This window comes from Arthrobacter sp. SW1, from assembly GCF_001766675.1.
Classification (GTDB): domain Bacteria; phylum Actinomycetota; class Actinomycetes; order Actinomycetales; family Micrococcaceae; genus Arthrobacter.
In genome coordinates this window covers 99,725-125,854 of sequence record NZ_MJLT01000003.1, presented here as the reverse complement: position 1 = coordinate 125,854, position 26,130 = coordinate 99,725, and the positions used below count along the sequence as shown (strand labels likewise).

General features: G+C 66.7%; 26 protein-coding genes and 1 rRNA gene. 16 read left to right on the top strand and 11 right to left on the bottom strand.

Features of this window, described 5'->3' with window-relative positions; all coding sequences use genetic code 11:
• The first annotated feature begins 124 nt into the window (after positions 1-124).
• Both rrf and BIU82_RS04370 read left to right on the top strand, forming a co-directional pair.
• Positions 125-241: ribosomal RNA gene (rrf, locus tag BIU82_RS04375) — 5S ribosomal RNA — on the top strand.
• A gap of 90 nt (positions 242-331) precedes the next feature.
• Positions 332-1,210, top strand: a complete 879-nt coding sequence (locus BIU82_RS04370) for an alkaline phosphatase family protein (RefSeq protein WP_070348240.1) — start codon at positions 332-334, stop codon at positions 1,208-1,210.
• On the opposite strand, the gene BIU82_RS04365 is transcribed toward BIU82_RS04370, so the two are convergent.
• Positions 1,207-2,040: an alpha/beta hydrolase gene (locus BIU82_RS04365; RefSeq protein ID WP_070348239.1), complete on the bottom strand. Its 834-nt coding sequence runs from the start codon at positions 2,038-2,040 to the stop codon at positions 1,207-1,209. The two genes, BIU82_RS04370 and BIU82_RS04365, sit on opposite strands and share 4 nt — an antisense overlap.
• 62 nt (positions 2,041-2,102) lie before the next feature.
• Positions 2,103-2,957, bottom strand: coding sequence for an alpha/beta hydrolase (locus tag BIU82_RS04360; protein WP_070348238.1), 855 nt, complete (start codon positions 2,955-2,957; stop codon positions 2,103-2,105).
• Positions 2,958-3,038: 81 nt separating this feature from the next.
• Between BIU82_RS04360 and lysS the strand changes: the two genes are divergently transcribed.
• From lysS to dhaM, 11 genes are all read left to right on the top strand, one after another.
• Positions 3,039-4,556: a lysine--tRNA ligase gene (gene lysS, locus BIU82_RS04355; RefSeq protein WP_171906492.1), complete on the top strand. Its 1,518-nt coding sequence runs from the start codon at positions 3,039-3,041 to the stop codon at positions 4,554-4,556.
• Between the two features lie 2 nt (positions 4,557-4,558).
• Positions 4,559-4,735, top strand: coding sequence for a hypothetical protein (locus BIU82_RS19815; RefSeq protein WP_171906491.1), 177 nt, complete (start codon positions 4,559-4,561; stop codon positions 4,733-4,735).
• 128 nt (positions 4,736-4,863) lie between these two features.
• On the top strand, positions 4,864-5,190 hold the full coding sequence (locus BIU82_RS04350) for an Lsr2 family protein (protein WP_070348237.1): 327 nt from the start codon (positions 4,864-4,866) through the stop codon (positions 5,188-5,190).
• A gap of 293 nt (positions 5,191-5,483) precedes the next feature.
• On the top strand, positions 5,484-7,976 hold the full coding sequence (locus BIU82_RS04345) for an ATP-dependent Clp protease ATP-binding subunit (RefSeq protein ID WP_070348236.1): 2,493 nt from the start codon (positions 5,484-5,486) through the stop codon (positions 7,974-7,976).
• Between the two features lie 257 nt (positions 7,977-8,233).
• The gene (locus tag BIU82_RS04340; RefSeq protein WP_139146502.1) at positions 8,234-8,863 is read left to right on the top strand and encodes a hypothetical protein; all 630 of its coding nucleotides are present in this window, start codon (positions 8,234-8,236) and stop codon (positions 8,861-8,863) included.
• Positions 8,864-9,039: 176 nt separating this feature from the next.
• On the top strand, positions 9,040-11,142 hold the full coding sequence (locus BIU82_RS04335) for a prolyl oligopeptidase family serine peptidase (protein ID WP_171906490.1): 2,103 nt from the start codon (positions 9,040-9,042) through the stop codon (positions 11,140-11,142).
• Positions 11,143-11,276: 134 nt separating this feature from the next.
• Positions 11,277-11,786: an amino-acid N-acetyltransferase gene (locus BIU82_RS04330; protein ID WP_070348233.1), complete on the top strand. Its 510-nt coding sequence runs from the start codon at positions 11,277-11,279 to the stop codon at positions 11,784-11,786.
• Positions 11,787-11,896: 110 nt separating this feature from the next.
• Positions 11,897-12,097 carry a hypothetical protein gene (locus tag BIU82_RS19590; protein WP_139146501.1) on the top strand — a complete coding sequence of 67 codons (201 nt, stop codon included), beginning with the start codon at positions 11,897-11,899 and terminating at the stop codon, positions 12,095-12,097.
• Positions 12,098-12,167: 70 nt separating this feature from the next.
• Positions 12,168-13,169, top strand: a complete 1,002-nt coding sequence (dhaK, locus tag BIU82_RS04325; RefSeq protein ID WP_070348232.1) for a dihydroxyacetone kinase subunit DhaK — start codon at positions 12,168-12,170, stop codon at positions 13,167-13,169.
• A gap of 2 nt (positions 13,170-13,171) precedes the next feature.
• A complete protein-coding gene (dhaL, locus tag BIU82_RS04320) occupies positions 13,172-13,822 on the top strand; it encodes a dihydroxyacetone kinase subunit DhaL (protein ID WP_070348231.1) in 651 nt (216 codons plus the stop codon).
• Positions 13,819-14,517 carry a dihydroxyacetone kinase phosphoryl donor subunit DhaM gene (gene dhaM, locus BIU82_RS04315; protein ID WP_070348230.1) on the top strand — a complete coding sequence of 233 codons (699 nt, stop codon included), beginning with the start codon at positions 13,819-13,821 and terminating at the stop codon, positions 14,515-14,517. Before dhaL ends, dhaM begins: the two co-directional genes overlap by 4 nt.
• Position 14,518: 1 nt before the next feature.
• On the opposite strand, the gene BIU82_RS04310 is transcribed toward dhaM, so the two are convergent.
• Entirely contained in the window at positions 14,519-15,031 is a 513-nt protein-coding gene (locus BIU82_RS04310; RefSeq protein ID WP_070348229.1) for a VOC family protein, read from the bottom strand.
• Between the two features lie 103 nt (positions 15,032-15,134).
• Here BIU82_RS04310 and BIU82_RS04305 point away from each other — a divergent pair, with 103 nt between their 5' ends.
• Complete coding sequence (locus BIU82_RS04305; RefSeq protein WP_070348228.1) at positions 15,135-15,917, top strand: helix-turn-helix domain-containing protein; 783 nt, start codon at positions 15,135-15,137, stop codon at positions 15,915-15,917.
• Between the two features lie 48 nt (positions 15,918-15,965).
• Here the strand turns inward: BIU82_RS04305 and BIU82_RS04300 are convergent, their stop codons facing one another.
• From BIU82_RS04300 to BIU82_RS19490, 4 genes are all read right to left on the bottom strand, one after another.
• On the bottom strand, positions 15,966-16,436 hold the full coding sequence (locus tag BIU82_RS04300; RefSeq protein WP_363968082.1) for a hypothetical protein: 471 nt from the start codon (positions 16,434-16,436) through the stop codon (positions 15,966-15,968).
• A 134-nt stretch (positions 16,437-16,570) separates the two neighbouring features.
• Positions 16,571-16,999, bottom strand: coding sequence for a DUF3592 domain-containing protein (locus tag BIU82_RS04295; RefSeq protein WP_070348226.1), 429 nt, complete (start codon positions 16,997-16,999; stop codon positions 16,571-16,573).
• Between the two features lie 59 nt (positions 17,000-17,058).
• Positions 17,059-18,102, bottom strand: a complete 1,044-nt coding sequence (locus BIU82_RS04290; protein WP_083292188.1) for an A/G-specific adenine glycosylase — start codon at positions 18,100-18,102, stop codon at positions 17,059-17,061.
• 150 nt (positions 18,103-18,252) lie between these two features.
• A complete protein-coding gene (locus BIU82_RS19490; RefSeq protein WP_070348225.1) occupies positions 18,253-19,194 on the bottom strand; it encodes a hypothetical protein in 942 nt (313 codons plus the stop codon).
• Between the two features lie 244 nt (positions 19,195-19,438).
• Here BIU82_RS19490 and BIU82_RS04280 point away from each other — a divergent pair, with 244 nt between their 5' ends.
• Positions 19,439-20,206: a hypothetical protein gene (locus tag BIU82_RS04280; protein ID WP_074466407.1), complete on the top strand. Its 768-nt coding sequence runs from the start codon at positions 19,439-19,441 to the stop codon at positions 20,204-20,206.
• 24 nt (positions 20,207-20,230) lie between these two features.
• On the opposite strand, the gene disA is transcribed toward BIU82_RS04280, so the two are convergent.
• From disA to BIU82_RS04260, 4 genes are all read right to left on the bottom strand, one after another.
• The gene (disA, locus tag BIU82_RS04275; protein WP_070348224.1) at positions 20,231-21,307 is read right to left on the bottom strand and encodes a DNA integrity scanning diadenylate cyclase DisA; all 1,077 of its coding nucleotides are present in this window, start codon (positions 21,305-21,307) and stop codon (positions 20,231-20,233) included.
• 245 nt (positions 21,308-21,552) lie between these two features.
• Positions 21,553-22,176 (bottom strand): Pr6Pr family membrane protein, encoded by a 624-nt coding sequence (locus BIU82_RS04270; protein ID WP_070348223.1) that lies wholly within the window; start codon positions 22,174-22,176, stop codon positions 21,553-21,555.
• Between the two features lie 66 nt (positions 22,177-22,242).
• Positions 22,243-23,616, bottom strand: coding sequence for a DNA repair protein RadA (radA, locus tag BIU82_RS04265; RefSeq protein WP_070348222.1), 1,374 nt, complete (start codon positions 23,614-23,616; stop codon positions 22,243-22,245).
• 38 nt (positions 23,617-23,654) lie between these two features.
• Positions 23,655-24,782, bottom strand: a complete 1,128-nt coding sequence (locus tag BIU82_RS04260; protein ID WP_070348221.1) for an FUSC family protein — start codon at positions 24,780-24,782, stop codon at positions 23,655-23,657.
• Positions 24,783-24,994: 212 nt separating this feature from the next.
• Here BIU82_RS04260 and pstS point away from each other — a divergent pair, with 212 nt between their 5' ends.
• Positions 24,995-26,113 (top strand): phosphate ABC transporter substrate-binding protein PstS, encoded by a 1,119-nt coding sequence (gene pstS / locus BIU82_RS04255; RefSeq protein ID WP_070348220.1) that lies wholly within the window; start codon positions 24,995-24,997, stop codon positions 26,111-26,113.
• The last annotated feature ends 17 nt before the right edge of the window (positions 26,114-26,130 follow it).

The following is a 26,130-nucleotide window of genomic DNA, read 5'->3' as shown; positions in this document are numbered from 1 at the left end:
GTTCCCAACCAACAACACCACGGCACCAAACCGTCAGGGAACCAACACAACAAAATACAGAACCAGCAAGCACCTGGTAACCACAAAGACTTCCCACCCCACACACGGGGACGGGTACAAGGGTTACGGCGGTCATAGCGTGGGGGAAACGCCCGGTCCCATTCCGAACCCGGAAGCTAAGACCCACAGCGCCGATGGTACTGCACCCGGGAGGGTGTGGGAGAGTAGGACACCGCCGGACAACCATTCACGAAAGGCCCTGACCACGACGGTCAGGGCCTTTCGCACTTAAGCGGCCTCCCGCTTCCGCGAGCCTGGGCACGGTACGGTCGTGTTTGTGAACCCTTCGGCTCCCCTGCGCCCCCATGTGCTGGTCGTTGGCATCGACGGCGTCCGCTATGACGCCCTGATGGCGGCTGACACCCCGTTCCTTGACGGCCTGGCATCGACCGGCACGCTGCTCCCCGTGCGTGTCCACGACAAGAACGCCACCATCTCGGGGCCGGTCTGGAGCACCGTCGCAACCGGGGTGTATGCCGACCGCCACCTGGTCACGGGCAACCACCACCACCCCGAGGAACTGGACGGACTGCCGGATTTCACCGCCCGCCTGCGGAGCGCGTGGCCGGAGCTGGAGACCATGATCGCCGCCAGCTGGTATCCGCTCGCCAGAGGGATCGCGTGCGGCCCGGTCTTCTCTTCACAGGGTTGGGTCCCCGTGCCTGATCCGGAAGAAGCCAACGACGCCGGCAGCTGGCTCGTTGCCGATGATGCAGTGGCTGCATATGCGGCGCAGCGGCTGGCCTCCGAGGATCTTGCCGTTTCCTTTGTCTATTTCGGCGAGGCCGATGTCGAAGCACACGATCACGGAACCGGCCCGGGATACACCGCCGCAATCGAGCGCTGTGACTCACGGCTGGGCGCGCTCTTGGCGGCAATCGACTCGAGGCCCGGGCGCACTGGTGAAGGCTGGACAGTCATCGTCGTCACGGACCACGGCCATGTGGACGAGGGCGGACACGGGGGTGAAAGCGAGGAGGAACGGACCGCCTGGATCGCGGCGTCAGGCCCGGGCTTGCCGACTGCCATCGCTTCTTTGGACCACGCGGACATCCACGCCCATGTCTTGGCCGTCTTCGGCGTTACGGCCGATGGGATTGAAGGCGTGCCCTTCGGCCACAGGCAGGGACACGCCGTGCAACCGGCTTAGCCGGAGAAGAACGCGGAGAGTTCCGAGATGAGCCGGTCAGGGGCCTTGTTCGCGCCGTCGTGTCCGTATCCGGGAAGAATCGTGTAGCTGGAACCGGAGAGCACATCGTGGATCTGTCCGCAGGCCACCCCAAAGTAGGCCGGGCTCTTCTCGCCCACCACAATCAGCGTCTCCAGGGGCAACTCGAGGAAAGGCTCGGCAGGCATGTCAGCCGCTATGACGGCCTTGATCTCTCGGACTCCCGCCTGCATCAGCTCCCGCGCCTGCTTGCCCATGTGGGTCCCGGCGGTGAGTTTGTTCGCCAGGGTGAGCATGGACAGCGGCATCCGCGAGAAGGCGCCTTCGGTCTCCACGCCCTTCACCAGCACGGCGAGCCCGCGGTCGAAGTCTCCCGCCGCCGTCGCGCGTTCATACTCGGCGGTCCAGTCCGCCTTGACGCTGTGGTTGACGGACACGGCGGGATCGTAGACGGCCAGGCGTTCCACGGGGAGGGTGCGCGCTGCATGCAGCGCCACGGCGCCGCCGAAGCTGTGCCCGAAGACATCTGTGCTCCCCGTGTGGTCCATGACCGCGGAGAGGTCCCGGATATCGACGTCGAGGGTGTAGTCCGCCGGCTGTGGTGACGAGGCGCCGCGGCCGCGACGGTTGAAAGTGTGCACCGGCCGGCCAAGGGCCGCGCTCAGTTTCTGGGCGAACTTGGAATAGTCGGCGGCGGTCACCATGGAGGCAGGAACGACGACGATGCCGTTGCCTTGGGTGCCTGTGTCCGCTCCGGTGGTGAAGACCTCGAGTGTCGCGCCGTCGGGAGTGGTGATCTTCTCGCTCGTCATGGCTTGAGCCTAACGGAGCTAGCTGAGCGTAGGCAGTACGCAACGCTGCCGCTCTTCCGGGCCTACTCCTTGAAGTAGGCGGCGATATCCGTCACGAGTTCCTTCACCGCGGCCGGCACCGAACCGTGCACGCATTTCGGCGAGATCTTCAGCTCGCTTCCGCGGACCGCGGCATGCAGCCGGTTTGCGGTGACCTTGTAGTAATCAGGGCTCTTCGCGCCCACAAGGAAACAGGTGCCGGCGGGCAGCCCGGCGAAGTCGGCCGCGCCGAGGGGTTCTTCCATGGCGGCCTTCAATTCGCCGACGGCGGTCGGCATGAGTTCCCGGAACATGCGGTTGACGCGGGTGCGGGAAACGACGGCCATGAGCCCGGCCAGGATCGGCTCAGGGACCCGCGCGAGGGGACTGCCCGGGGCCAGCCCCCTTTTCGCACGTGCCATGGCCTTGCCGGCCTGGCCCGCGTTGACGGCTTCTTCGAATCCTGCGAGCCACGCGGTATCGATGCTTCCTTCGAAGTTGACGGCGGCGTCGTAGACCGCCAGTTTCGCTGCCTCATGTTTTGTCCCGGCGAATTCCGCTGCGGCGTTGAGGACCACGGATCCGCCCAGGCTGTGGCCGAAGACGTTCCGGCCACCCGTCGTGTCCAGCACGGTGCGGACGTCCGCGATTTCAGTGGCCATCGAGTAGTCCGGCGGCTGTTCCGTGGACTGGCCGCGGCCACGCCTGTCGTAGACGTCCACGGCCCATTCATCGCCGAGGCCGGCCGACAATGCCATCGCAAACGGCCGGTAGATCAACGCCGTCAGGAAAGCCCCGCCGACCACCAGGACGCGGCGCTCCGGAGGGGCCCCGGCGGCTCCGTAGCTGTAAAGCGCCAGGCGGCCGCCGTCGTCGGTATCCAGGGTGCGTTCCTCCACGTGCGCCAGTCTAAATGGCGGCCGGCCACGCGCCGGACCGCCCGCAAAGCGTGGTTTCCGGCTCCGCTAGAATTAAGCCTTGTGACTTCAGAAAACACCCCCTCCACAGAACCCGCAGACGCCAGCGAACAGATGCGCATCCGCATGGAGAAGCGCAACAAGCTGATCGAGCGCGGCGGCGAAGCGTACCCGGTGGGTGTTGAACGGACCCATTCCCTTGCCGAGGTCCGGGAAAAGTACGGCCACCTCGAGGCGGACGAGACCACAGGCGAAACGGTCGGGATCACCGGCCGCGTGGTGTTCATCCGCAACACGGGCAAGCTTTGCTTCGCCACGCTCCAGGAAGGCGGCGTGGACGGCAAGGGTGTCCGCCTCCAGGCAATGCTCAGCCTGGCCAATGTCGGCGAGGAAGGCCTGGCCGACTGGAAGGCCCTGGTCGACCTCGGCGACCACGTCTTCATCAAGGGCGAAGTCATTTCTTCCCGTCGCGGCGAACTCTCCGTCATGGCCGATTCCTGGTCCATGGCCTCCAAGGCGCTGCGCCCCCTGCCCGTGCTGCACGCAGGGCTTAACGAAGAAACGCGTGTGCGCCAGCGCTACGTGGACCTCATGGTCCGCGACGAAGCGCGCGAAATGGTCTACACCCGCGCGGCGATCACCCGTTCCATCCGCGACACCCTGGACCGGCGCGGCTACGTGGAGGTGGAAACCCCCATCCTGCAGCTGGTCCACGGCGGGGCCACGGCGCGCCCGTTTGAGACCCACATGAACGCCTTCGACCAGAAGATGACGCTGCGCATCGCCACGGAACTCTTCCTCAAGCGCGCAGTGGTGGGCGGCATCGACCGCGTCTACGACATGGGTCGCGTGTTCCGCAACGAGGGCGTCGACTCCACCCACAGCCCCGAGTTCACCACGCTCGAATGCTACGAAGCATGGGCCGACCAGTTCGTCATGGCCGAGCGCATGAAGGAACTCGTCCTGAATGTGGCCGACGTCGTGGGTACCCGCACCATCCAGACCGAGGCCGGGGAAATCAACCTCGACGGCGAGTGGGCCTGGCTTGCGGTATACCCGGGGCTCTCCGAGGCCGTCGGCGTCGAGGTCACGCCCGACACCACCGTGGAGGAACTCCGCGCACTTGCAGACAAGCATGACGTCAAGGTCGACCCCAAGTGGGATGCCGAGAAGCTCGTGGTTGAACTGTTCGGCGAAATCGTCGAACCGACGCTGCTGAACCCGACATTCGTGTACGACTACCCGCCCTCCGCCCAGCCGCTGGCCCGTCCGCACCGCGAAGACGGCCGCCTGATCGAGGCATGGGACCTGATCATCGGTGGCATGGAGCGCGGTACCGCGTTCTCCGAGCTGATCGACCCCGTCATCCAGCGCGAACGGCTGACCGAGCAGTCCCGCCGTTCGGCAGCGGGCGACGTCGAAGCGATGCAGCTCGACGAGGACTTCCTCCGCGCGCTCGAATACGGTGCGCCGCCCATGGGCGGAATCGGCCTGGGCATCGACCGCCTGGTCATGCTCTTCACCGGAGCGGGCATCCGCGAAACCATTCTCTTCCCGCTCCTCAAGCCCGAAGGCCACTGAACATGGAGTATGTAGCAGTCCTTTTGCCCTCCGTTGTGGTGGGGCTGCTGTTCTGGTTCGCAATGAAGGCGATTTTCAATGCGGACAAGGCAGAGCGGCAGGCAGAGGCACGCGCCCGCCACGAGGCCGGATTTGAAAATCCGACGACGCCGGAGGGCGGGCCGACCGCCTCGAAATAGCTCCTTTCGGAGCGGGGTTTCCGCGGAAATTGTTTATGTCTTTGACGTCCTATGGTGCGCTGGACAATAATCTCTAATTAGCAGGACACAAATTCTGCATCCCCCATCCCCCGAAGAGAGTCTTTTCAATGGCACAGAAAGTCAAAATCATCCTGGTTGACGACCTGGACGAGGGCGAGGCAGACGAAACCGTCCGCTTTGCCCTGGACGGCGTCAGCTATGAGATGGACCTGTCCACGGCAAACGCGTCAAAGTTGCGTGACGCGCTGGAGCCTTTTGTCGCCAAAGCCCGCAAAACTTCGTCCGGACGCGCCTCGCGCGGCAGGGCAGCGGCCGGCAGGAATCAGGATTCGGCACAGATCCGTCAATGGGCCCGCGAAAACGGGTATACCGTGAACAGCCGCGGCCGTATCCAGGCTGAAATTCAGGAAGCCTACCAGAAGGCAAATTCCTAGGGAATCCGCAGGAATCCGGTTGGTCCGGATGCGGGAATCCAAAAACGGGACGAATTGCCGGTTTATCCGCGGCTTCGAAAACCATGGGGGAATTCGAATTGCGGCGGATGTCCGGGGAGGCATCCAGGCGGAGGCTCAGGTCCGCCGGGTCGCTCGAATCGCTCCCGAGTGCAGCGCAGGGCGCGGGGAAACTATTCCCCGCGCCCTTGCTGTTTCCCCTGTGGCGAACACGCCCCAAAATCCTTGCCGCGCCACGTAGCATCAAAGTACGTCGTAGCTAGGAGTGTGGCGAAATGTTTGAGAGATTTACGGACCGTGCCCGTCGCGTTGTCGTGCTTGCCCAGGAAGAGGCACGCATGCTCAACCACAACTACATCGGTACCGAGCACATCCTCTTGGGTCTGATCCACGAGGGTGAAGGCGTTGCTGCCAAAGCGCTTGAGTCCCTGAGCATTTCGCTCGACGGCGTCCGGGAACAGGTGCAGGAGATCATCGGCCAGGGCCAGCAGGCCCCTTCCGGACACATCCCCTTCACCCCCCGTGCCAAGAAGGTGCTGGAGCTCTCCCTGCGCGAGGCCCTGCAGCTCGGCCACAACTACATCGGCACCGAGCACATCCTCCTCGGCCTGATCCGCGAGGGCGAAGGCGTTGCCGCGCAGGTCCTGGTCAAGCTTGGCGCGGACCTGAACCGCGTCCGCCAGCAGGTCATCCAGCTGCTCTCCGGCTACCAGGGCAAGGAGACGGCCGGCGCCGGAACGGGCCCCGGCCAGCAGGAAGGCACCCCGGCCGGTTCCGTGGTGCTGGACCAGTTCGGACGCAACCTGACCCAGGCTGCCCGTGAAAACAAGCTCGATCCGGTCATCGGCCGCGAGCAGGAGATGGAACGCGTCATGCAGGTCCTCTCCCGCCGCACCAAGAACAACCCGGTACTGATCGGCGAGCCCGGCGTCGGCAAGACCGCCGTCGTCGAAGGCCTTGCCCAGGCGATCGTCCGCGGCGATGTCCCGGAGACCATCAAGGACAAGCAGCTCTACACCCTGGACCTCGGCTCCCTGGTGGCAGGCTCCCGCTACCGCGGTGACTTCGAAGAGCGCCTGAAGAAGGTCCTCAAGGAGATCCGCACCCGTGGCGACATCATCCTGTTCATCGACGAGATCCACACCCTGGTTGGCGCCGGTGCCGCAGAGGGCGCCATTGACGCCGCGTCCATCCTCAAGCCGATGCTGGCCCGTGGCGAACTCCAGACCATTGGCGCTACCACGCTGGACGAGTACCGCAAGCACATCGAAAAGGACGCAGCGCTGGAGCGCCGCTTCCAGCCGATCCAGGTCAAGGAACCCTCCGTTGCGCACGCGATCGAGATCCTGAAGGGCCTGCGCGACCGTTACGAGGCGCACCACCGTGTGACCATCACCGACGGCGCCCTCGCCTCGGCCGCGCAGCTCGCCGAGCGCTACATCTCGGACCGCTTCCTGCCGGACAAGGCGATCGACCTGATCGATGAGGCCGGCGCCCGGCTGCGCATCCGCCGGATGACCGCTCCGCCGGAGCTCAAGGCCATGGACGAGCGCATCGCCGAAGTGAAGCTCGAGAAGGAATCGGCCATCGACGCCCAGGACTTCGAAGGCGCCGCTTCGCTGCGCGACAAGGAACAGAAGCTCATTGCCGAGCGCGCCGAGAAGGAACGCAACTGGAAGTCCGGCGGCATGGACGACGTTTCCGAGGTGGACGAAGACCTGATCGCCGAAGTCCTCGCGAACTCCACCGGCATCCCGGTCTTCAAGCTCACCGAGGAAGAGTCCAGCCGTCTGCTCAAGATGGAAGAGGAACTGCACAAGCGCGTTGTCGGCCAGGACGAAGCCATCAAGGCGCTGTCCCAGGCGATCCGCCGTACCCGTGCGGGCCTGAAGGACCCCAAGCGTCCCGGCGGCTCGTTCATCTTCGCCGGCCCCACCGGCGTCGGCAAGACCGAACTGGCCAAGGCCCTTGCGGAGTTCCTCTTCGGCGAAGAGGACGCCCTCATCACCCTGGACATGTCCGAGTACTCCGAGAAACACACCGTGTCGCGGCTCTTCGGTGCTCCTCCGGGTTACGTGGGCTACGAAGAAGGCGGCCAGCTGACCGAGAAGGTCCGCCGTCGTCCGTTCTCCGTGGTGCTGTTCGACGAAGTGGAGAAAGCCCACGCGGACCTCTTCAACTCGCTGCTGCAGATCCTGGAAGACGGCCGCCTGACCGACTCCCAGGGCCGCGTGGTGGACTTCAAGAACACCGTGATCATCATGACCACCAACCTGGGTACCCGCGACATCTCGAAGAGCGTCGCCACGGGCTTCCAGTCCGGCACGGACACCCAGACCGGTTACAACCGCATGCGGGCCCGGGTCACGGAAGAGCTGAAGCAGCACTTCCGCCCCGAGTTCCTGAACCGTGTTGACGACGTCGTGGTGTTCCCGCAGCTGACGCAGGAAGAGATCATCGAGATCGTGGACCTGTTCGTGACGCGCCTCGAGGCACGCCTCAAGGACAAGGACATGGGCATCGAGCTGACGCCCGCCGCCAAGGTCCTGCTGGCTACCCGCGGCTACGATCCGGCCATGGGCGCCCGGCCGCTGCGCCGGACCATCCAGCGCGAGATCGAGGACCAGCTGTCCGAGAAGATCCTCTTCGGCGAACTGCACGCGGGCAACATCGTTGTAGTGGATGTGGAGGGCGAAGGCGACGACGCCAAGTTCACGTTCGCCGGAAACGCCAAGCCGCGGATCCCCGAGATCGCGCCGACCTCCTAGCGGAGGCGCTTACCTCAAACGCGAGGCCCCCGTTCCATCACGGAACGGGGGCCCCGTGTGTTCCGGGCAGGATGGCCGAAATTGACAAATTTGTCACTGCTTGTAAATGACAGTCAAGGGGGTGACGAAAGTTGACTGTGAGGTCTGGCGGGTCCCTGAATTCTGTGTTTACGGTGGACGTGCTCCGGTGTCCTCCGGGGCTCCTGGGCGGTCCAGGCGCTGCACCGCTCGGGATGTGAACGGAAATGAGGATGGCCATGAATACCGAAATCAATCCGGAAAACGAAGAAGTCAGCTCGGGCGCGTCTTACGGCGGCAACGAGGAGTTCGGCCAGCGCGACACCCAGTCCGAAGCAGGGGACAGCTTCGGTGGTCGCGGCGAGCCGGGTGGTGAAAGCGGGGAATCTTCCGGCTACAGCGGGGGTGATTCCTCGGGCTCTGAAGGCGGCTACGGCGGCGACTCTTCCGAATCGAACTACGGCGGAGGCCGCGAGGAGTCTGGGTCCGCCGGCTATGGCGGTGGGGAGTCCTCCGGGTCCTCCGGCTACGACGGCGGGGAATCCTCCGGTTCCGAGGGCGGCTATGGCGGCGGGGAGTCCTCCGGTTCTGAGGGCGGCTACGGCGGTGGCGAGTCCTCCGGTTCTGAGGGCGGCTACGGCGGCGGGGAGTCCTCCGGTTCCGAGGGTGGCTACGGCGGAGGCGAGTCCTCCGGCGGCGGCTTCGGCAGTGACCGTGAGGAATCCGGCTCCGAAAGCGGCTACGGAAGCCAGGAAGAGTCGTCCGGCTATGGCAGCGATGGTGAGTCTTCCCGCGCCGGTTCCGGCTCTGAGGGCGGCTATGGCAGCGACCGCGAGGAGTCTGAATCCGGGTACGGCAACCAGGAATAGGAACTTCCGCCCGACGGAGGGCGGTACGGCAACGCCCCGCATCGCCACTGATGCGGGGCGTTGCTGCGTCCGGGAAAGGGCCGCGGGACGCCCGCAGCCGCCTATATTTGAAAGTACTGTTTCACTCTTAGTGAACTTCCCTGTGATTGGCGGCACAATGCGTGTTGAATCGGACCATGGACGCGAACTCCTCCGAAACCCCGGAAGCACAGCCCGAAACTCCGTTCCACGAGCTGGACCATTATTTGGCGATCCCGCGCGTGAGCGGCCTTGCCTTGAGTCCCGATGGCAAGCGGCTGGTCACTACCGTGGCCACGCTTAACGGCAAGGGCACCGAATACGGCACCGCACTGTGGGAACTGGACCCTGAAGGCGTCAAGCACGCCCGGCGCATCACGCGCAGCGCCAAGGGCGAGGCGGGCGCGGCATTTGCCGCCAACGGCGACCTCTACTTCACCTCGGCACGCCCTGACCCGGACAGCCCGGATGCGGAACCGGTCAACGCGCTCTGGCTGCTCCCGGCCGACGGCGGCGAATCGCGTGTCGTGCACTCCCGGTCCGGCGGAATCAGCGCCGTGCTGACCGCCAAGGACGCCGACGCCACCTTCGTGAAGGCGTCCGTCCTGGCCGGTTCCAGCGACGAAAAGGACGACGAGGAGCGCCGCAAGAGCCGCAAGGACAACAAGGTGTCCGCCATCCTGCACAGCGGCTACCCGGTCCGCTTCTGGGATGCGGACCTCGGCCCTTCGCAGCCGCGGATCTTCGCCGTCGAAGCGGGCGAGGAGGAGAACGCAGGCAAGCCGGCAACGATCGACGCCGCCCCGGCCCTGAAGCTCCGTAATCTCACCCCGGAGGTGGGTGGCCGGCTCCGCGAAACCGAAGCGGTGGTCAGCCCGGACGGCAAGACCATCTACACCAGCCTCCAGAAGCCGCTCGCGAAGGCCGACTCCCGCTATGTGCTGGCCGCCGTCGACGTTGCGTCCGGCAACCTCAAGGTCATCCTCGACCGCGAAGGAATGAGCTACTTCCCCGGGCCGGTCAGCCCGGACGGCCGGACGCTCGCCGTCGTCAGCGAAAGCGACAGTACGCCGTTGCAAGCCCCGGAGGTGAAGCTGCACCTGCTCGATGTGGGAGACGGCCCACAGGCCGGGCTCGAACCCCTGGCGCCCGAATGGGACCGCTGGGCAAGCCCTGCGGCATGGTTGCCGGACGGCAAGTCGCTACTGGTCACCGCAGATGAGGATGGCGCGACGCCGGTCTTCCGGATCGACGTCGCCGGCGGCACCGTCACCCGGGTGACGCACGACGCCGCCGCGTACACCGACGTCGTCGTCTCGCCTGACGGAACCACCGCCTACGCCCTGCGCAGCTCCTACGAGTTCCCCGCCGAGGCGGTCCGGATCGACCTCGCGAGCGGTGAAGCTGTACGGCTGCCCGCCCCGGCCGAAAGGCCCGCGTTCAAGGGCTCGCTCGAGCGGGTCGAAACGACGGCGGCCGACGGCTCCCGCGTGCCCGCCTACCTGGCACTGCCCGAGGATGCGTCCGCTGAGAAGCCCGCCCCGCTCCTGCTCTGGATCCATGGCGGTCCGTTGGGCTCCTGGAACGCCTGGACCTGGCGCTGGAACCCATGGCTGCTGGTATCCAAGGGCTACGCCGTGCTGCTGCCGGACCCCGCCCTTTCCACCGGCTACGGTCAGGACTTCATCCAGCGCGGCTGGGGCGAATGGGGCAAGGCGCCCTTCACGGACCTGATGTCCATCACCGACGCCGTGGTGTCCAGGCCGGACATCGACGAAACCCGTACGGCGGCCATGGGTGGTTCCTTCGGCGGTTACATGGCCAACTGGGTGGCTGGTCACACCGACCGCTTCAAGGCGATCGTGACGCACGCCAGCCTGTGGGCGCTGGACCAGTTCGGCCCCACCACCGACGCTTCGCAGTACTGGCTCAAGGAAATGACGCCCGAGATGGCGCTGGAGAATTCTCCGCACCTGCACCTCGGGAACATTTCGACGCCAATGCTCGTGATCCATGGTGACAAGGACTACCGGGTGCCGATCGGGGAAGGGCTTCGGCTGTGGTACGAACTGTTGTCCGGCTCGAAACTGCCTGCCGATGACAACGGGGAGACGCCGCACCGCTTCCTCTACTTCCCCGACGAGAACCACTGGGTGCTGCAACCGCAGCACGCCAAGGTCTGGTACGGCGTGGTGGAACACTTCCTGGCCAAGCAGGTCCTGGGCGAAGATATCGCCCTGCCGGAGGACCTGGGCCTGTAAGCCTGTTCCGGCGGCTGTGGGGACGGCCGCCGGAACTCGGCCGGGCGGGGAGGTCCGGCCTGAATGGGGAGAGCCCGGCCGGCACGGTGAACGTGCCGGCCGGGCCGGGGGACGCTGGACATAGGATTGGGGCTGTGACTTCAAGCTTCAGCATCCGCCCCGCGCGCACCGGCGACGTTGCCGCAATCAAGAAACTCGTGGCACCGCTGGCGGCGCAGCGGATCCTGATGGCCAAGGAAACAGTGGCCTACTACGAAAGCCTGCAGGAATTCCGGATCGCCGAATCATCCGAAGGGCAGGTGATCGGCTGCGGCGCCCTGCACGTGATGTGGGAAGACCTCGCCGAGGTCCGCACGCTCGCCGCCGCTGCCGACTGGCGTGGCAAAGGTGTGGGGCATGTGTTGGTGCAGCAGCTTCTCGAGGACGCTAAGGCGCTTGGTGTTTCGCGGGTCTTCTGCCTGACCTTCGAAGTCGACTTCTTCAAGCGCCACGGATTCGAAGTCATGGCCGACCAGTCCGCCGTGGACCCGGAGGTGTACTCGGAGCTCCTGCGCTCGCATGACGAAGGCGTGGCCGAGTTCCTGGACCTGGCGCGGGTGAAGCCGAACACCCTCGGCAATACCCGGATGATCAAATTCCTCTAAGCCTCTGCGGGCGACTATTTCGGCGTCCCTAAAACCTTTCCATATATCTACTTGATGGATAAACTGGACGAGGCCTGTTACCCAAGGCCGCCGTTCTGTGGAGGCGAACCATGACCCACAACGTTATGTTCCCCGATTTCTCAGGATTCCAAGTGGAGATCCCGGGAGCCGCTGCGTCTGCGGAGCCGCGAAAACACGCGGGAAGCAGTCCGGCGGAGTACCTCGAATTCTGGCCCGACGCTCCCGTGAGGGAGCACCCGCAGCCGGACGAGGAAAGCGCCTGGCGCACATCCGCTGCACTGCCGTTCTAGGCATCTACCGCGGCTGCCGGGCGGGTAGTAGGGTCAAAGCAAACTACCCGGATCTGTGCCAGGAGCAGCCATGAAAAAGCTCATCAATGACCCACGCGCGGTGGTGGACGAATCCCTTGAAGGCTTCGGCCTGGCCCACGCCGATCTCCTGGACGTCCACGCCAATCCGGCCTACGTGGTCCGCAAGGGTGCGCCGGTTCCCGGCAAGGTGGCGCTGGTTTCCGGCGGCGGAAGCGGACACGAACCACTCCACGCAGGCTTCGTCGGACACGGCATGCTCGACGCCGCGGTTCCCGGCGCCGTCTTCACCTCGCCCACGCCCGAGCAGATCATTCCCGCCACCGAGGCAGTCGACTCGGGCGCCGGCGTCGTGCATATCGTCAAGAACTACACCGGCGACGTCCTGAACTTCGAGACCGCCGCCGAACTCTCGCAGGCCGAAGGCATCAGCGTCCGCACCGTGCTGGTGGACGACGACGTTGCGGTGAAGGACTCCCTGTACACAGCAGGCAGGCGCGGCGTGGGCGGAACGGTGCTCGTCGAGAAAATCGCCGGCGCCTCGGCGGTCCGTGGCGACACCCTCGACGCCGTGACCGGCGTAGCGGAAACAGTCGCCCGGAATGTGCGCACGATGGGTGTGGCCCTCTCCGGGTGCATTGTGCCGCATGCCGGGGTCCCCAGCTTCGAACTGGCCGACGACGAAATCGAGATCGGCATCGGAATCCACGGCGAGCCCGGCCGCCACCGCATCCCCATGGAAGGAGCAGATGCCATTACGGCCCGGCTGCTGGAACCGGTGGTGGAGGACCTCGCGTTACGGAAAGGCGAGCGGGCGCTGCTGTTCGTCAACGGCATGGGCGGCACCCCGCTGAGCGAGCTCTACATCGTGTACCGCCGCGCGGCACGCATGCTGGAAGAACAGGGAATCACCGTTGAACGGTCCCTCGTGGGCAACTACGTCACCTCGCTGGAGATGCAGGGCTGCTCGATCTCGGTGCTCCGGCTGGACGATGAGCTGGTCGACTTGTGGGATGCGCCGGTCCACACCGCCGCCCTGCGCTGGGGGATGTGAGCATGGGGCTGGGGATCACCTGGGCGCTGGAATGGCTGGAGCTGTCCGCACAGAAAATGTCCGAGCACCGTGTTGAGCTCATTGAATTGGACCGTGCGATCGGCGATTCGGACCACGGCGAAAACATGGACCGCGGCTTCCGGGCCGTGCTGGAGAAAATCGCCGAAGGAACACCGGACACCCCGGGCGCAGCCTTGAAGCTGGCCGCCATGGCCCTGATGTCCAAAGTGGGCGGGGCCGCCGGGCCGCTTTACGGCACCGCGTACCTGCGGGCGTCCACGGCGTTGGGAACCTCGGAGGACATTGACTCCGCAGCGCTCGCGGCGGCCCTCGCCGCGGCACGGGATGGCATCGTGGCGCGCGGCAAGGCAGAGCCCGGCGACAAGACCATGGTGGACGCCTGGACGCCCGCGGTGGAGGCGGCCAACGAGGCCGTGGCTTTGGGCGCCGACGCCGTCGCGGTCCTTGCCGCGGCGGCCGAGGCCGCCGAAGTCGGGGCAGTCACCACTGATCCGCTTATTGCCCGCAAGGGACGTGCCAGCTACCTCGGCGAACGCAGCGCGGGCCACCGCGATCCCGGCGCCGTGTCCACGGCGCTCCTGCTCCGTGCTGCTGCCACTGCGGCCGGATTTCCCGACGGGAAGCAGGCGTGACGGTCGCCCTGGTGGTGGTTTCGCACAGCGCCAGGATCGCCGAAGGGGCCGTTGAACTCGCGGAACAGATGGCGCACGGCGTTGCCTTCTTCGCCGCGGGCGGCACCGGCGACGGCAGGATCGGCACCAGCTTCGAGCTGGTGCTGGCCGCTTTTGAATCGGCGTTGGAGGCCGCTGCCGGTTCCGGCGTCGTGGTGCTCACCGACCTGGGTTCGGCGGTCATGACGGCGGAATCGGCCGTCGAATTCTGCAGCTCGCCGGAGGACGTGCTGCTCGCCGACGCGCCTCTTGTGGAAGGGCTCGTCGCGGCGGGCGTGGCGGCGCAGGGCGGGGCCGACGCCCAAGCGGTCAAAGCTGCCGCGGCAGCGGTGCGGTTCGGCCAAGGCGGGCCGGCAGCGGAGGCGGGGTCCGGCGTCGCGCATTCAGAGGCTGCGGTCCCCGCTGAGACAGGGGAGTTCGTGCTTCGGAACGCGGCAGGGATGCACGCCCGGCCGGCCGCCAGGATCGCGGGCGGCCTGGCCGGGCTGGATGCCGAGGTGACCGTCAACGGCGTCGACGGCACCTCGGTCATGGAACTGATGACCCTGGCAGTGGGCAAGGGCGGCACCCTCACGGTGCGGGCCACCGGCAGCGACGCCGCGAAAGCGGTGGCCTACGTGCAGCGCCTGGTGGCGGAAGGCTTCGGCGAGGAATAGATCAGCCCTGCCGGGCGGCCCATTCCTCGACGCGCCGGCCGCTTTCCTCCTCCGAGAGGTCTTCCACCCGGGTCATGATCGACCAGCGGACCCCGAACGGGTCCCGGATGCTGGCGTAACGGTCACCGGAGACGAAGTTCGCCAATGGTTCGCGGACAGTGGCGCCGGCTTCCTCGGCGCGGGCGACCACGGCGTCGGCATCGGAGCAGTACAGGCCCAGGGAGTAGCAGTCGTCACCGCCTTGCGGCGCCGGGACCAGGTGGTATTCGGGATTCGGTTCACCGATCTGGAGGTGCCCCTGACCGAAGTCGAGCTCAGCGTGGACCACCATTCCGCCGAATTCCGTGGCGCTGATGATCCGTGCGCCGAAGACGTCCCGGTAGAACGCCAGGGCCTCCTTGGCGTTGGCGATGGCGAGGAACGGCGTGAGGCTCGTGCAGCCGTGCGGAATGCCGTGGCTGGTGTGTTCGCCGTGGGCGGCTGCGGTTGTCTGGGTGCTTGTAGTATCTGTCATGGATACGACGCTAGGCGCCGGAGGACCGCCGGCGCTTGGAGATTTGCGACAAGGTGGCGGCAGCGGCCCGTCTTCGTGGGGGCCGCAGCGGAAGGGGTGCCGCGTGGACGAGTCATTCAAGGGCATCCTGTACCCGGCACGGCTCCCGATATTTCATCGGCTTCCGGCACCGGCCGCCGTCGAACACCTGGTGCAGTGGTTCTGGATCCCCGAATGGGACATCGACGCCGGACGCTCCTCACGGCAGCATGTGATCGCCTACCCTGCCTCGAACCTCACCGTTGAGCCGCACAGCGTCGGGTTCTCCGGGCCTACCACCCGGGCCGGCTTCCGCGATCTGACGGGCCGCGGCTGGGCCGTCGGCGCGCTCCTTCGCCCCGCCGCCGTGCCCCTGTTCACCGATGATCCGGCCGGCCTGCAGGACGCCGAAGTGCCCCTTCCGCTGGACGAACTCCACCGCGCTGTGGTTTCAGCGATGGCAGTGCCCGACGACGGCGCCCGCCGGCAGGGAGCGGTGGATGCCTTCGCGGCGTGGCTGGCGTCCTTCGGCGGCGTTGCGTCGGAAGAGGGGCTGACCGCGAACGCCATGATGGACATCATCGCTTCCGATCCGGACGTGGTCCGGATCGAGGACGTCAGCTCCCGGCTCGCGGTGTCGCCGCGGACGCTGCAGAGGCTCGCGAAGAAGTACGTGGGACTCAGTCCGTCCGCGCTGATCCGCCGCCGGCGCCTGCAGGACGCGGTGGAGCGCGCCCGGCTGGAGCCCTCGGTGGACCTCGCGGTGATTGCCGCTGAGTTCGGCTACGCGGACCAGGCGCACCTGAGCAACGATTTCCGGAAATACCTGGGGTTCACGCCGGGAATGTACCGGCGCTCGATTGACTGACTTGCGGCTTAGGGCGCACGGCTGAGTGCGGGCGGTCCGGCGCGCGGCTCAGGGCGCCTGCCTGAGGCCCGTGGCGTCCAGGATGAGGTTCGCGGCGATGATGGTTCCGCATTTCTCGCTGAAGGGCTTGAGGCTCTTGGGCGTGAACTCGAGCGTGCCGACGGGCAGCGGCCGGCCGCTTGAGGCAGTACCGGTGACCTTGGCGCTGATGGGTGATGCGGTCAGCACGCCCATGTCCAGCATTCCGTAGATGGTGCCGTCCGGGGACATGGTGGCAGAGCATGTACCGTCCGGGCCGGTGCTGCAGGCCTGCGGTACGGCCCTGCTGCCCGGACGGAGTTCGAGGTCCGCTTCCTTGCACTTGCCGTCCTGGCACGCACGCAGGTGCACGGACTGGACCGTGGGCACGTAGTCTTCCGCGACGGTCAGTCCCACGACAGGTGCCGGCGCGATGGCCGGGCACGGCGCGGACTCAGGCTGGCAGCCTGAGCCGAGCAACGCCGTCGTGCTTAATGCCACGGCCGCCCATAACTTGCGCATACCTCAGGGTAGGACCGCCTGGCGCGGGCCGGAACGGCAGCGCCGGAAGTGGCGGCGACATCGTTATGGTGCCGCGCAATGCGGTAACGCCGGGCTTTGACACCGGGGCGGAATCAGAGCGGAAAGATACCGATGAACCAGAACGAAGCCGCGGAGAAGGCCACGAAGAAGGCGATGGCGCAGCCGATGCCCACCTTCTCCTTGGGGGACTGGTGGTAGGACTCCTGCGGGTTGGCCGGGTTGACCGCAACTTCGATGTACGAGCCGGGCGTCGGGGTTTCCACCGTGGGAACGTCGGATTTCCCGGTGAACAGCTGCCCGCCGGGACCGGTGAACTGGTACGTGGGGTAGAAACGCCGCGATGGATCGCCACTGCCCACCTTCCCTTCCCAGCCGGAAGTGCTGCCGGTGACCACGGCCTGGACTCGGGGCCAGCCGACGGTGCGCTTGTCCCGGTTCTTCTCCTTCCGGACGGTGTGCACCAGGGCGGCAATTGCCGCGAGCTGGAAGAGGGCCCAGACGACGTAGAGCACTGTCCTCATGTGGTCTCCGTTTCGTTGTTCGGGTGGGCTTTCAGGGGTTCGGGGGTGCTCAGGCTCGTTCAGGCCGGCAGCCGGTAGCCGCTGTCCAGCAGCTCCGCCAGGCCGTCGCGGACCAGCCCGTCCAAGGCCCGCTCAAGCTGTTCCGGTGCGGAATTGAGGCGGTGCAAGGCAGCCAACGGGACTGCGGTTCCTTCGGCCGCGAAGCCGAGGTCTGCCGGGGCCCGCTCGAACAGCTCGCGCGCCACGGGCACCTCGGCCATGCGGAGCACGGCCATCACGGCGCCGCGCACCTGCCGGTCCGTGCCGTGCCACGCCTGGCCCTTGGGAACGTACGACGGCGGCGGCTCGCCGGCCGCGAGCCAGGCACAGCTGCTGCGCACCGGGCAGTCGGAGCACTTGGGGGAGCGGGCGGTGCACACCAGTGCGCCCAGCTCCATGACGGAGGCGTTCCAGCGCACCGACAGAGCGGTGTCTTCCGGCAGGAGGGAATCGGCCAGGCGCATCTCGGCCGCCGTGAGCGAGGGTGCCGGGAGGGCCGTGCCCGAAACCAGGCGCGCGTGCACCCGGCGGATATTGGTGTCCACCACCGTTTCGCGCTCGCCGAAGGCAAAAGCCGCGACGGCGGCCGCCGTATAGTCGCCGACGCCGGGCAGGCCGAGGAGGCCCTCGTAGCTGCCGGGCACCTTGCCGCCGTGTTCTTCGACAATCGCGACTGCGGCCGCGTGCAAGCGCAGCGCGCGCCGCGGGTAACCGAGCCGGCCCCAGTGGCGCACGGCTTCGCCGGACGCTTCGCGGGCGAGGTCCGCAGGTTCCGGCCAGCGCTGCATCCAGTCCTGCCACACCGGGAGGACCCGCACCACCGGAGTCTGCTGCAGCATCACTTCGCTGACCAGGACGCCCCATGGACTGCAATCCGCTTTGCGCCAAGGAAGGTCCCGGGCGTTCGCGGCGAACCAGTCGTTCAGCTCGTGGTGCAGGGCCTGGAGTTCAGCTGGGTCCAGCTTGTGGGGCGGGGTGTGCGGGGCTGTGCTTTGTGGGGCGGGGTTTCGTGGGGCGCCTCTTCGCCGGGTGCCGGCGGCTGCCGTGGCTGATGGCGATGACATGGAGACCCTCTTGTTGCGGCTGCGTTGCTCCCGGGGCCGCGGGCCGCCGGTTTCCTGCCCTCCACTGTAGCTGAGACGATTGGAGGCCGTGTTTGTCCTGCAGATCAGGCGGGTTTGAGGGCCGCAAAGCCGCCTGATCTGCAGGATTGATCACGACGGCGCCTGCCAGCCTCCCCGCCGCAGCGCGGCTTCGACTTGGGGAACCACCCATTCGGCGCCCAGCTCCATGTCCCGCGCGTAGATCTTTACCTGGTTCCAGCCGCAGTCGAGCATGAAAGTGTCCCGGCCTTTGTCGGCCACCTGCCGGGCAGGCGTGAGGTGGTGGGCGCCCTCGTATTCAACGCACGTCCGGAATTCCGGGCAGGCGAGGTCCACCCATCGTGGAAAGCTGTGATCATCCTGAGACACGGGATAATCCACCCGGAACGGCGGCAACTGCGGTGCGGCCTGCAACATAAGCCGGAGCCGGGTTTCCTGCGGAGAGTCAGCGCCTACCCGTAGCAAAGGAAGGGCCTTGCGCGCCATCGAAAGCCCGGGAACGCGCCGCGCCCGGGAAAGATAGGCCGCCAACTCCTCCAGGGAAACCAGTGGCGGTCCCGCTTTGCCGAAGCCGCGCTCCGCATGGGTGCAGACCAGGAAATCGCCGGCGACAACAAGGTCTTCCAGGCCGAAGACCGCTGCCAGGTCCAGCCAGGTCTTGGCCGGGGATGTCAGGGGAATCCCGTTCAGCCACGTCACCTCATCGGCCCGAAGGACCCTGCTGTGCCCCACAACGTGCTTTCGCCTCGGCGCCGTAGCCGAGCGGGAACTCAGGTGCAGCCGTGCTTCGTCTTCCAAGTCCGCAGGCAGAGGCACTCCCAAGAGCCTGGCCGCGGTGGTATCGCTGGCGAACAGTCCTGCCTCCGGGAGCAGGTATGGGCGCACCCGTTCGGCCAGGGTTTGCGCGACGCCGACCGGCACCCTGATGCCGCGGCTCGGGCTCCGAAGGTCTTTGGCCTTGAGCCTGCTACGGGACTGCCCTGCAGCGAGGCCCTCTTGGAGCGTGAAAGAAACCGCAGCAAGATGGGGCGGCAACGGTCTGGCCTTGTTCACATCACAAGCTTCACGGAAACTCGCGTGCCTTGTGGGGTTATCCACAGGGCAAGCAGCCAGTCCGCGATTGATCCTGCAGATCACGCGGGTTTGAGGCCCGCAAAGCCACCTGATCTGCAGGACGAACGACCGGGGCCGTGCGGGCTGTTGGCGGCGTCGCGCATGAGCGAGCTCATACCTGCGGGCGTGGCCCAGGCGGCGTGGTGAGGCGGCATCCGGGGCGGGTGTTGCCTAGCCTAGTCATATGGTCACCAAGGGCAGTCAGTCGAACGCGCGCGGAACGCGCACGTCAGGCACGGGCGCCCGGACCACGGCCGCGGGTCGCCCCAAGAGTGGTGCGAAGCCGCGCCCGTCCGCCCCACGCCCAAGTACCCCGCGCTCCAGCTCCACACGCACTGGCCGCCGCAAGCCCAGCCCCGCCGTCTACCGCCGTCGCCGGCTGGTTGTTTCTGTCGCGTTGCTGCTGGTGCTGGGACTCATGGCGGCCGGAGTCGTGGCGATCGTCTCGTCGTTTTCCGGCGCGGCGGAACCGGCGGCACAGCCTGCCAACACCCAGCAACCGCAGGGGGGCCAAACCCCCGCGCCGGGGGCCTCGGGCACAGCAAGCCCCTCGACCAAGGCGTCTCCCGTGTGCGACCTGAACCTGGTGACCGTCACCGCCAGCACGGACAAGCCCTCCTACGCCGCCGGCCAGAACCCCGTCCTCGGTTTGAAGGTCAGCAACGGCGGAACCACGCCGTGCCAGGTCAACGTGGGCACTTCGCAGATGGAATTCCTGGTGATGAGCGGCCCGGACCGGATCTTCTCCTCGCGGGACTGCCAGGCCAAGAGCGAGGATTTGGTGAAGACCATCGCGCCGGGCAAGAGCGAAACCGCCAACTTCGTGTGGCAGCGCAACAGGACCGTGGAAGGCTGCAATGTGGTGAACGCGAAACCCGGCAACGGTACGTACGTCTTTACGGCGTCGTTGGGCAACAAGGTCAGCCCGAAGGCGGTCTTCCAGCTCCGCTGAGCGGATCCTGCGACAGGACTGGCTCTACAGGAAGCGGTCCAGGAGGCTGGCTTCGGCCATGCGGCTGAGGCCTTCGCGGACAACACGGGCACGCTGGTCGCCGATGCCATCGACCGTCATGAGGTCTTCGATGGTGGCGGCCATCAGGTTCTGCAAGCCGTCGAAATGATCCACCAAGCGGTCCGCCACGGCCTTGGGGACTGACTTGAGCCCCGCCAGCAGACGGTAACCGCGCGGCTGCACGCCGGCGTCGAGCACGTCCATGCCGCCCGCATGGCCGATGATCCCCGCAATCCGGCTGAGATCGATCAGCTCAGTGGGGCCGAGGTCCATGAGCGCCTGGACGGCGGCGTCGATGTCCTCGGGCGAGGCGTTGGCGCCCGCGTAGTCGCGGATGATGACGTCGCTGCCGGGGCCGCGGCCCATGGTGAGCTCTTCGAGCTGCAGCGACAACAGGCGGCCGTCCTCACCGAGTTCGAGCACGTACTGGGCGATTTCCTCGGCAATGCGGCGGACCATTTCCTGGCGCTGCAGGGTGACGGCGACGTCCCGCACGGTGACCATCGCCTCGATTTCCAGTGCCGAAAGCGAGCTGGTGACCTGGTCCAGGCGCGCGCTGTAGCGCTCGAGCGTGGCGAGGGCCTGGTTGGCGCGGGCCAGCACCTTTTCCGAGCCTTCGAGCACATGCCGCAGGCCGTTCACATAGAGGGCGATGATCTGCATGGACTGGCTGACCGAGATGACCGGAACGCCGGTCTGGATGGCGACGCGCTCGGCGGTGCGGTGGCGGGTGCCGGATTCCTGGGTTTCGATGCTGGAATCGGGGACCAGTTGCACGGCCGCGCGGACGATGTTGCTGGCGTCCTTGTCGCAGACGATCGCGCCGTCCATCTTGGCCAGTTCGCGGAGCCGGGTGGGGGAGAATTCGATGCCGATTTCGAAGCCGCCCGAACAGATGGAATCGATGGTGCGGTCCGAGCCGAGGACGATCAGGGCACCGGTGCGTCCGCGCAGGATCCGCTCAAGGCCGTCCCGCAATGCGGTGCCGGGGGCAACTCTCGCCAGGGTCGCCTTGAGCGATTCCTCGGGACTGCGGGCCATGCGTCTTCCCTTCGAAGGTGGGCAAAGGGCCCGCGACCGGGCCGGCATCAATGCCGGCGGTGTTCAGGAAAGTGTTCAGCAAAGTGCCCCGGCAGTGGCAAGCACCATGATAGATCCTCGCAGGACCATTAACCGCACAGGCAAGCCTCAAAGTGGCTCATTTCTCCTTGGCCCGGATGGGTGCGCAAACGGCTCCCCGGGACCTGCCGCGGGGAGCCGTTTTGGTGGTGCAGGGGGATCTGTTCCTAGTAGTCCGCCTGGCGCTTGAGTTTGTTGCCGAGGCGGAGCATCGCGAAGCTGACCAGCAGGAAGCCGGCGGCAATCCCGACGGCGAAGAGCGCCACGCCGCCCCAGCCTCCGGCACGCGCGGGGTCAATGAACCAGTACGGGTACCAGTCCACGATCGCGCCGCGGATGAGGCTGTAGGCGAGGTAGGCGATCGGGTACACCAGCCAGTACCAAAGGTGCCGGACGGTCATGGTGGTGCGCGGGGGCTGGAAGAGCCAGTCCGCCACCATCACCACGGGGATCAGGTAGTGCACCACGAAGTTCACCCACGGAACCATCGAGCCGAGGTCCTGGCCGGTGAGCAGGGCACCGAAGACGATGCCCACGATGGCCATGGCGATGGTGGCCGTTCCGCGGGCGGTTTCATCCAGCTCGGTGGGCTGTTTGCGGATGAGCAGGCGGTAGCCGCTGACCAGCAGCACGACGGCGGCGAAGAGGTTGGACAGGTTGGTGAAGTAGCTGAAGAAGTTCCCGACGTCGTAACTCAAGCTGATGTGCACGCCCAGCTGCGTTCCAACAGCCACCAGCGTCAGCAGGCCGAAGAAGAAGCGTCCCCCAATAAGCACTGTTCTTTTGGTCATGCCCTTACTCTCGCCTACCGGGCTTGCCGCCGCCGGGCGACACCCCGGCGCCCTCTCGCACCGGTCTCAGCCGATCAGCAGCTCCAAGGCCTCGGCCACATGGGCCACCTCCCGCACGGAGAAGCCTTCCGGGACCGGTCCGGGCCCGTTGGGGCTGGCCGGGACCACGGCGTGCGTGAAGCCAAGGCGCTGGGCTTCGTGGATGCGCTGGTTGATGCCGGGAACGGGGCGCACTTCGCCGGCCAGGCCCACCTCGCCGAAGGCGATGAGCCGCTGTGGCAGGGCCTTCCGGGACTTGGCCGAGGCCACGGCCAGTGCGACGGCGAGGTCCGTGGCCGGTTCGCTGAGCTTCACGCCGCCCACGGTGGCCACGTAGGAATCGTCCTTGTGCAGGATGCAACCCGCCCGCTGCTGCAGCACAGCCAGGAGCATCGAAACCCGGGAGCTGTCCAGGCCGCTGGTGGCACGCCGCGGCTGGGAATTGGCGCTTTCGGCCAGGAGCGACTGCACCTCGGCCAGCAACGGCCGCCGGCCCTCCATGGTGACGGTGATGCACGTTCCCGAGACGGGCTCGCGGGTGCGGGAGACGAAGAGCCCGCTGGGATCGGCAAGGCCTTCGATGCCGGCCTCGTTGAGGTCGAAGCAGCCGACGTCATCCGTGGCGCCGTAGCGGTTCTTGACGGCACGCAGCAGGCGCAGGCGGGAATGGCGCTCGCCTTCGAACTGGCACACCACATCCACCAGGTGTTCCAACAGCCGCGGGCCCGCGATGGAACCGTCCTTGGTTACGTGGCCCACGAGGAGCGTGGTCATGTTGCGGCGCTTGGCGGCGGCGATGATGGACGCGGCGACCTCGCGGACCTGCGAGACACCCCCGGCGCTGCCTTCCACCTCGGCGCTGCTGAGCGTCTGCACGGAGTCCACGATCAGCAGTTTGGGTTCGAGCTTTTCCACCTGCCCCAGGGCCTGGCCGAGGTCCGTTTCGGCCGACAGGTACAACGTGTCCGCGATGGCGCTGATCCGTTCGGCACGCAGCTTCACCTGGGCGGCGGATTCCTCGCCCGTGACGTACAGGACGTCCTGCCCCGTGCGCGCGAATTTCGCCGCGACATCCAGCAGCAGGGTGGATTTCCCGACGCCGGGCTCCCCGGCCAGGAGGATCACCGCACCGGGAACCAGGCCTCCGCCGAGCACCCGGTCCAGTTCGTCGACGCCGGTAGGCAGGAACGCCGCCGTCGTCCCGTCCACCTCGGCAATCCGGCGCGCCGGCTCCAGAACGGTGGCGGCCGCCGTCGTACGCGCTACGGTGGCGCCGGCCTCCTCAACGGTTCCCCACGCCTGGCACTCGCCGCAGCGGCCCACCCACTTGACGGTGGTCCAGCCGCATTCGGCGCATTTGAACGCGGGAGCCTTGGAGGCGCGGGAAGTCTTGGTAGCCATGCGTACAAGGCTAGTTGAGGGCCATGACAGTAAAGCCGTTACAAGGGCGGCAGGGCGTCCCGGGCTTCTCCGGGTTCCATGCCGGCGGCCTCCAGGAGGTCCACCATGAGCGGCCGGAACAGCATCACCACCGTTTCGCCCTCAAGCTTCTGCACATTGAGCATCTTCGGGTGCAGGCGGGCGGCCACGTCGGAAAGGTCCTGCCGGGCGACGCGCAGGTGGGTGCGGCGGGCGCCGTCGTGCACTTCCGCAAGGCCCAGCGAGAGTTCGTCGACCGCGGACGCGGTGTCCCGGAGCACCTCCGAAATGCTGTCGATCGCCTCGTCCGAAAGCGCGGCGTGGTTGATGGCACTGGTGAGCCGGCGCGCGAAAACGCGGCTGTTGCGCAAGGCGAGGTCGATGGAATCCAGCGAGGTCTCCATCGCGTTCAACTCGTCGCGGTGCTTGCGGTAGGCGGGGGCCAGGGTGGCCACCTCGCCCGCGGCCAGCAGCGACTGGCGCATCCGGTCCACCAGCGGTTGGCAGTTGCGGCCGCGGACCAGCGCGTGCCAGGCGAGCGTGGAATCGCTGTCGATCATGGCGTCCGCGCATTCGCGCAACACCTCCGCCAGCTCATGGAGCAGTTTCCGCACGTCCTGCCGCGGCTCAAGCCGCGGATCCTTCGGCATCAGCACGGTGACCAGCAGCGCGAAGACGCCCCCGACGACGGCATCCAGGCTGCGGGTGAACGGCCCTCCCGGCGGGGCCGGGAGCAGGACCACCAGCAGCGACTGCAGGCCCAGCTGGGTGGTGAAGATAGTGCCGCTGTCCAGGAAGCGGGCCAGCAGGATCGAGAAGAGGAGGACGACGGCGGCCTGCCACACCCCGGAGCCGAGCCAGTGCACCAGCAGATCGCCCACCACGATGCCCAGGGTGCAGCCGAGGCCCACCTCCATGACCCGGCGAAGCCGCGGGTCGCGGGAGAAACCCAGCGCGATCAGCGACGACGTGGCGGCGAAAAGCGGGCCGGTGTGGCCGAGGATGTGCTCGGCGAAGGCGTAGGCGCCCACGGCGCAGATGGTCATCTGGACGGCCGGGACCACCGATTTCCGGGTGCGGGCCATTCCGGTGCGCAGCCTGCCCCGAAGGAATTTCGAGGTGGCTGAGAGTCCGGGCCGGGCATCCATGCCTCAAGTCTATGCAGGCATCCGGGCGCAAGGGCGGCGCTGGATTTGTCAACGAATGGCCTGCTTCCGTTCACCTTCCGTTCACCTTTAACGGCCGATCCCTTTACTTGAGGCTCTTACCGTCGATCAAGGTACAAAACGAGTACGAATCTCCCAACGGCCGAAAATCTCCTCGGCACGCATCTGAGAATCCCTGGAAGGGGTACATCAAAGTGAAGGCAACTCGCTTCGGCCGCAACGCGGCACTCGCGGTCATCGCAGCCGGCGCCCTGGCGCTCACCGCTTGCGGTTCTGACAACCCGGCCGGCACCAACACCGCCGCCCCGTCCGCCGGCGGCGCCAAGGTCACCGGCACCCTTACCGGCATCGGCTCCTCCGCGCAGGGCGCGGCCATGGACGCCTGGAAGTCCGGCTTCGCCGCCGCCAACAGCGGCGCCACCGTGCAGTACTCCCCGGACGGCTCCGGCGCGGGCCGCAAGGCCATCATCGACGGCTCGGCCCAGTTCGCCGGCTCCGACGCCTACCTGAAGGACGCGGAGCTCGCCGACTCCAAGAAGGTGTGCGGTCCTGACGGCGCCATCAACATCCCGGTCTACATCTCCCCGATCGCCGTGGCCTTCAACCTGCCCGACATCACCGAGCTGAAGCTGGATTCCGCCACGATCGCCAAGATCTTCCGCGGCCAGATCGCCAAGTGGAACGACCCCGCAATCGCCGCCCTGAACCCGGACGTCAAGCTCCCGGACCTCAAGGTCACCCCGGTCAACCGCTCCGATGACTCCGGTACCACCAAGAACTTCACTGAGTACCTGGCCGCCACCGCTGCCGACGTCTGGACCGACGAGGCCGACGGCGTGTGGCCGGCATCCCTGAAGGGCGAAAACGCCAAGGGCACTTCCGGCGTCGTCAAGACCGTCACCGACACCCCCGGCGCCGTGACCTACGCTGACGACTCCGCCGTTTCCGGCAAGCTCGGCGTTGCCCAGGTCAAGGTCGGCAACGAGTTCGTGAAGATTTCCCCGGAGGCCGCTGCCAAGGCCGTCGAGGTCAGCAAGCCGGTCGAAGGCCGCGCTGCCAACGACTTCGCACTCAAGCTGGACCGCAAGACCACTGAAGCCGGCGCTTACCCGGTGGTCCTCGTTTCCTACCACGTCGTCTGCACCACCTACGACAAGAAGGAAACCGCCGACCTCGTCAAGGCCTTCGAGAACTACGTCGTGTCCGAAGAGGGCCAGAAGACCGCTGCCGACGCCGCCAAGTCCGCCCCGCTCTCCAAGGCGCTGCAGGACAAGGCCAAGGCTGCCATCGAGTCCATCAAGGCCAAGTCCTAAGGACCCCTGGGGCTGCC